The 7,108-nt window shown below is 27.3% G+C and carries 6 protein-coding genes and 1 pseudogene; 2 read left to right on the top strand and 5 right to left on the bottom strand.

What is annotated here, in order from left to right:
• Positions 1 to 129 precede the first annotated feature (129 nt).
• Both VN21_RS04605 and VN21_RS18200 read left to right on the top strand, forming a co-directional pair.
• Positions 130 to 1,095: an LCP family protein gene (locus tag VN21_RS04605; RefSeq protein WP_046822261.1), complete on the top strand. Its 966-nt coding sequence runs from the start codon at positions 130 to 132 to the stop codon at positions 1,093 to 1,095.
• Positions 1,096 to 1,203: 108 nt separating this feature from the next.
• Positions 1,204 to 1,985, top strand: a pseudogene (locus tag VN21_RS18200) (IS3 family transposase).
• Between the two features lie 64 nt (positions 1,986 to 2,049).
• Here the strand turns inward: VN21_RS18200 and VN21_RS04595 are convergent.
• From VN21_RS04595 to VN21_RS04575, 5 genes are all read right to left on the bottom strand, one after another.
• Positions 2,050 to 4,128 (bottom strand): family 10 glycosylhydrolase, encoded by a 2,079-nt coding sequence (locus tag VN21_RS04595; protein ID WP_046822260.1) that lies wholly within the window; start codon positions 4,126 to 4,128, stop codon positions 2,050 to 2,052.
• Between the two features lie 114 nt (positions 4,129 to 4,242).
• Complete coding sequence (locus VN21_RS04590; protein ID WP_046822259.1) at positions 4,243 to 5,535, bottom strand: UDP-glucose dehydrogenase family protein; 1,293 nt, start codon at positions 5,533 to 5,535, stop codon at positions 4,243 to 4,245.
• 13 nt (positions 5,536 to 5,548) lie between these two features.
• Positions 5,549 to 6,049 carry a PssE/Cps14G family polysaccharide biosynthesis glycosyltransferase gene (gene pssE, locus VN21_RS04585; protein WP_046822258.1) on the bottom strand — a complete coding sequence of 167 codons (501 nt, stop codon included), beginning with the start codon at positions 6,047 to 6,049 and terminating at the stop codon, positions 5,549 to 5,551.
• The gene (gene pssD, locus VN21_RS04580) at positions 6,046 to 6,522 is read right to left on the bottom strand and encodes a PssD/Cps14F family polysaccharide biosynthesis glycosyltransferase (protein ID WP_046822262.1); all 477 of its coding nucleotides are present in this window, start codon (positions 6,520 to 6,522) and stop codon (positions 6,046 to 6,048) included. The genes pssE and pssD overlap by 4 nt, the downstream gene beginning before the upstream one ends.
• Positions 6,523 to 6,533: 11 nt before the next feature.
• A partial coding sequence (locus tag VN21_RS04575; RefSeq protein WP_046822257.1) for a glycosyltransferase family 4 protein occupies positions 6,534 to 7,108 on the bottom strand: 575 nt, incomplete at its 5' end.

Raw genomic sequence — 7,108 nt, 5'->3', positions numbered from 1 at the left:
ATTTATAAATTTTAATTTTAAATATGTCAATTTTGTTACGTATTTTGTAATATTTACGCTATTGAATATCTTCCTATAGTTTAATATAATTAGTTGTACGCTAAAAATAGTTAGAAAGAAGGGATTGCTTTGTCGAAACTAAAGAAAATTGTTATAGCACTAATAATACTAGTTGTATTATTGCCAGCAAGTGCATTTGGCTATGTGTATTTTAAATTAGATAGTATATATGATAAAAATACAGATATAAAAGCCTTAAATAAGACAGATTATAGAAATGAAAAAGGTATTACCAATATATTGTTAGTTGGAACTGATAGTAGAACCGAAAACGATAAAGGTTCTAGATCTGATGCTATGATGATCTTAACTATAGATCAAAACCATAAAAACATCAAATTAACATCTCTTGCAAGAGATCTCTACGTAGATATTCCAGGCCACGGTAAGCAAAAACTAACTCATGCTTATGCTTACGGGGGTATAAATTTATTAATTGAAACTATTGAAAAAAATTTAGAACTTGATATACAAAATTACGCTACTGTTGATTTCTTTTCATTTATGGGTATTATAGATGAAATAGGTGGTGTTTCTGTAAATGTAAAAGAGGGAGAACTTTCTCAGTTAAAAAAATATACTGAGCAAAGTTACAATTTATATAAAAATCCAAATAAAGGTGATTTAGAATTTATTACTAATGCTGGCACACATAAACTTAATGGATATCAAGCTTTAGGGTATACTAGAATTAGATACAATGATACCGCTGCTGAAAGAGATAGACGTCAAAGAGAAGTTATGGAGTCTATTTTTAACAGTATAAGTGATTTATCTATATCTAAATATCCATCATTAATAGATACTCTATTACCTTATATAAAAACAAATATGAAACCTACTCAAATAATTGCATTAGGAACAAAAGTTTTAAGTATGGGTAATTTTAGTATGATTCAAATGGAATTCCCACCTAAACCTGGTGAAGGAGGAATTCTAGGTAATGCAGGTTGGGTTTTACAATTTGATCCAGATATAAATAATACTATACTTCATGATTTTGTTTTTGAAAATAAAATTCCGACAAATGAATAAAAACTTATGAAGTATTTTAAAATGTATCCTATAGAGTGGACAATAAAAAAAGCCTACTCTATAGTTTTTTTTGTATATAATAAAGTAAACAACATAATGGGTAGAATCATAGATAAAAAACTATTCACAAGTGAAGAAGTAGAATTATTATCCAAAATAAATATGTAAAAAATATAACAATGAAATGAATTACATATACTGAAGAATTTTTAAATTTTTCATAAATGAAAATATTAATGGAAAGTTACCGAAACAAATATTTAAAGAATATAGAATTGCAGGGCTTTCATATAAAAAAACTAAATTCAGGTAGGTCTCGTACAAAAGATTTATCTGTTGAAGAAAAATATATCCGATTAAAGGTTAAATTAAAACTTTTAAAAGCAGAGAGTGAGTTAGATACAATAGAAATGCAAGCTCCGAAGAAGAAATAAAGTTATATAAAGAAGATAATAAAGATCATATGTAAAAAAACTCTATTAAAATCACTTAATTTTAAAAATCGTAAGACAAAAGGTTCAAGACAATTAGAAATAGTTTTAAAAATCGAATTTAACCTAGTGTATAGCTTAAAAAGAATCAGAAGAATTATGAGAAAATACAATATTGAATGTACAATCAGAAAAGCTAACGCTTATAGAAGAATGATAAAATCTACAAAAGAACATACTGTATTACCTAATTTGCTTAATAGAGAATTTAAACAAAGAATAACCAAAAAGGTTTTACTAACAGACATAACTTATCTAACTTACAATAACAATAAAAGATCGTATTTATCAACAAATGAAATAAATCAATATATAGATTATCATAATAATTATAGATATCAGTCGGATTTAAATAAGATGACCCCTACTCAATATAGGGATCATCTTATGATATCCTAGTCTTTTTTTAATTACTCTTGACTAAGGGTACATTTTATTTTAATTTTATAGATTTTCATTTAGGCTAATTTAATAAATCTATAATTTCATCTATAGAACTTTGAGGAACTAGACCTCCAATTTCATATATTAAATCACATGACTTATTAAGTAAGATATTGCGTTGCATATCAATTAAATGGTCTTTAACCATTATTATAGGTATCCCTAACTTTGCAGCTAGTGGACCTGAGGTTAAAGCATCTGCTAAAGGATCACTTTTAACTACAAATATAGATTTATATTTATCTTCTGGGTAAAATTGCTCAATTACTCTAGAGTTTGTTTCATGTCTATCTAATCCATACAATCTATTTTTACTTACATCTTCATTAGTTATTTCATTAATTTTTTTTATTACACTATCTTCTAAAACCAACTCTCCTCCTAAAAAATATGCAGTATTTAAATATTTTGATTTAAGCCACTCTAAAGTGTCTTTACTTATAATATCTTTTTTACACAATATTATAGGCTGTTTTTCCTTACCTGCAAAAGAAGCAATAGATAAAGAATCAGCTTCTCCGATTCCACTAGCTATATATGCTTTATTTACATTAGAATACTTAGAAATTTCTTTAGCTATCATCAAATTTGTTTCATATCTATCACTGCCACCAATTCTAGATATCTTAAAATTGTAATTCAAATTATTTAGTTGATTAATTACATCCTTTTTTATTACATTTTCTCCTCCAATTATAATTATATTTTGAGGATTTAATCTCTTAATTTCCTGTTTTGTATAATTAGTTAAATCATTGCTTTTTGATAACAATATAGGTGAATCATAGCATGTAGCTAACGGGGTTGCTGATATCCCATCAAACATTGCCGTTCCATTAGCTATAATCACTGTATTAGATCCATTTTGCCATCCTGTTTTACTTATTTCAACAGCAGTTTCATATCGATCTATCCCCTTAATATTTTTAATATTAACCTTATTATATATAGACTTAAGATCTTGTTGAAGCTTTTCGTTGCAAATTATATCCTTTGAAGAAAAATACATACTTCCTTTTATATTAGGATATTGTCTATTTAAATTTATCTGCTGTGTTATTTGTCCTGCAATATCCTGACCTACCCAATCTCCAGTTCCTTGTTTATATATACCTTGTCCTATGTATAAATTCACACTACTTCCACTTACTTCATTTGACCACCAACTAACTAATTTTGAATAATCAGCTACTGAATATCCAATAGGCCAATATACTTGTGGCGTGACATAATCAATCAAATTATTTTTTATCCAATACCTTGTATCTGCATATTGAGTAGAATAACTTTCACTACCTCTTGTGTCCGAACCTGTTGGGTCACTTGATTTATTTCTCCATATTCCAGATGGACTCACTCCAAATTTAACATTAGTTTTAATTGACTTTATATAGGTTTTTACATCTTTTAATAAATTATTTACATTTGATCTTCTCCAGTCCCCTATTTCCATACCATTTCCATATTTATTATAAGTTTGACTATCTGTAAAGTTGGAATCTGGATAGAAATAGTCATCAAAGTGGATCCCATCTATATTATAATTCCTTACAACTTCAGTTATTGTATCAACTATATGTTCTCTAACTTCAGGTAATCCTGGATCATAATATAATTTATTATTATACGATACAACCCAATTTGGATGTAATCTTGCAGGACTATTGTCTGCTAACTTGTTAAAATCAGTACCACTTGTGGTTACTCTATATGGATTGAACCATGCGTGTATATCCATGTTTCTTTTGTGAGCTTCTTCAATCGCAAATTTTAAAGGATCATATCCTGGATCTTTTCCAGCAGTCCCAGTAAGAACATCAGACCATGGATTTATAGATGATTTATATAATGCATCTGCTTTAGGTCTTACCTGTAAAATAACAGTGTTGATTCCTGTTTCTTTTAACTCATCTAACATGTTAATCAGTTCTTGTTTTTGCATTTGAGGATTGTTTTTGCTAGTACTACTTGGCCAATCTAAGTTATAAACAGTTGATATCCATGCTGCACTCATCTCGTCTGTTTGTGCATTTGAATTAAATCCTGTTAACATAAATAAACTGAATCCAAGCAAAAAAGAAATAAAGTATTTTTTCATTATCTATATATCTCCCTAATTTTTCATTCACTAATAAAATATAACATATAATGTCATTTTTTGCAAAAAAAAACAGAATTTCAATTAATTGAAATTCTGTTTTATATTCCTAGTTTATCTTCCTATAGAGTAATACTCTATACCTTTTTCTTTCATATCATTTACTGCATAGCAATTACGACCATCAAATACAATAGGTTTTTTCATAAGTTTTTTATAATTTTCTATATTATATTTTAAAACTTGATCCCACTCAGTCATTATAAAGCACATATCTGCACCTTTAATAGCTTCATCTATACTTTCTGTATAAAGTATACTATCTCCAAAAATAACTTTTGCATTTTCAATTCCAACAGGATCATATGCTATAATTTTTGCACCTCTTTCTATTAGATATGTTATATTTGGTATAGATGGAGCAGCTCTCATATCATCAGTTCCAGGTTTAAAAGTCAATCCTAGAATACCAATCTTTAATCCTTCAAATGTGTCTACTATATTTCTAGCTTTTTTCAAAAGTTTTAATTTTTGACTTTCATTTATCTCTATAGCTGCTTTTATTGTTTTAAGCTCATAATCATGATGATTAGCCAGCCAATGTAGTGCCTTTGTGTCTTTTGGGAAACAAGATCCTCCATACCCTATTCCGGCTTTTAAAAATTTATCACCTATCCTACTATCAAAACTCATACCTTTAGCTACATCTTCAATATTAGCTCCTACTATTTCACATAAATTAGCTATATCATTCATAAATGATATCTTTAAAGCTAAAAAATCATTAGATGCATACTTTATCATTTCCGCACTTCTTCTATTGGTAGCTACTATAGGTTGTTTAAATTTCTTATAAATAGTTATTAACCTATCTTTAGCCCATTCACTTTCTACTCCAATTACTATTCTAGAAGCATTTAAGGTGTCTTTTACAGCAGTTCCTTGCGCTAAGAATTCCGGATTAGAAGCTACTTCTATTTTAACATCATTAGCTAAGTTTTTTCTCATATATAATTCTATTTCTTCATTTGTTCCAATTGGTACAGTAGATTTAATTACTACTAAAGTATCTTTTTCAACCGTCTGAGCTATTTGCTTAGCTACTTGCTTTACAAAATCTAGATTAGCAGATCCATCACTTCTTTCTGGAGTTCCTACAGCTATCATAACTATATCTGAACCCCTATATGCACTCTTATAGTCAGTGGTATAATCAATATTTCCAATCTCATAATTTTTTTTCATCAATTCTTCTAACTCATTTTCATATATAGGAGATATTCCTTGCTTCATTTTGCTAACTTTATCTTCATCTATATCTACACAGATTGTTTTCCATCCTACTTCCGCTAGACAAACGCCTGTTACTAATCCCACATATCCTGTTCCAGCTATTGCAATTTTCATTTTTTAACCTCCCTTATAAATGTTTAAATTTATTATATATAAATTTATCTATTATTTTCACAAGTAATTCACAATGATCCAGATATTTATCTATATCTGATGGTCTAAATTGTTCTATTTTTTTCAAACTTTCAAAAAAAGTTTTTTCATCATTTGCCACCATTATAAGACCCAGTTCTGCAAATTTATTCACAAGTTCAAATTGATGATTATCTACATGTTCTTCAAAATCTACATCTCTTGGAATAACAATTATTTTTTTTTTCTTTTTTAAATTTTCAATTATATTTCCAGAGCCCCCGTGAGAAATTACAAATTCACTTTTATCTATTAATGTTTCTATTGTTTGTTTATCAATGAATTTTTCATAATTATAATTTTTAGGTTTATATGTACAGTACCCAATCTGTGCATATACCTCTGAAGATATATATCCTTTATCTATTGCTTTATCTATATATAATAAAAGTCTATCAAAATTAAATTTTTGAGTACCTACTGTAACATAAATCAATATATTGTTCCTCCATATTTAACTTTATTTTCATTGTTATATTCTCTTTCTAACTCTTTCCATTGAACTATGAATTCATCTGCTATTTTTATAACTAATTTTCCAGAAAGAGTGGGACTATTAACTTTTGCAAAACTTTCAATAAATATAACTTTAGAACCTAATATTTTACCTATATAGCATACTGGTACTGTAATTAAGGCTCCCGTTGATATTATTAAATCAGGCCTCTCTTTAAATAAGATTTTAAAAATACTAAGTGATAGTCTAATAAATTTTTTTTTAAAATTTTTTTCTTTTCTATTTATAACATTAAACATAAATTTTTTTTCATTTTTTAATTCCTGCTGAGAAAAATTTGTTTTTTCTGTTATAAAAAATTTTTCAAATTCATTATACTTTTCGCTCAAAATTAATAGTTGATTAAAATGTCCTCCAGATGAACTTGTAAAACATATTTTTAACTTTTCCATCATTATTTACCTTACCTTATTAAATTTTCAAAAATTACTTTCAATTTTGCTTCCACTTTTAAAGTTTCATACTCTTGAGATGTTCTCATAGCATTTTTACTTAATCTTATCTCTTTCTCCTTTCCTATTTTTAAGCAATTTGATATCTGAGTATATAAGTCCATGTGATCTCCACATTTAAATAAATATCCATTTTCTCCATGATTTATATATTCTTTTAAAGGATTTATATCGCTTCCTATAACTGGAACGCCACATGCCATAGCCTCTATAGCTACTAACCCTAAACTTTCCCTATAAGTTGGGAAGCAAAAAATCTTCATTTCATTGTATAAATTATTTAGCTCATTTTGAGAAACTAATGGTTTTCTCTCTATAATATCTTCTAATTTATATTCTTTTATTTTTAAATTTAGTTTTTCACTATCTTTTCCATTTCCAACTATAATAACATTTTTATTATTTATTTCATTATTTTCTTTAAGTAGTTTAATACAATCCAAGAAAACTTCCCAACCTTTTTCCACTTCAATTCTGCCCACATATCCGATGTACTGTTTATTTTTTTTAATTTTTTTATTATAAA

The organism is Paraclostridium benzoelyticum (genome assembly GCF_001006285.1).
GTDB lineage: Bacteria > Bacillota > Clostridia > Peptostreptococcales > Peptostreptococcaceae > Paraclostridium > Paraclostridium benzoelyticum.
Note: the sequence above shows the minus strand (reverse complement) of the source record. Positions and strands in the feature narration are given on the sequence as shown.

Bases quoted from the DNA above. Each gene is read 5' to 3' on its own strand.
- VN21_RS04590 (WP_046822259.1), bottom strand. From the start codon at position 5,535: ATGAAAATTGCAATAGCTGGAACAGGATATGTGGGATTAGTAACAGGC.
- VN21_RS04595 (WP_046822260.1), bottom strand. From the start codon at position 4,128: ATGAAAAAATACTTTATTTCTTTTTTGCTTGGATTCAGTTTATTTATG.
- pssD (WP_046822262.1), bottom strand. From the start codon at position 6,522: ATGGAAAAGTTAAAAATATGTTTTACAAGTTCATCTGGAGGACATTTT.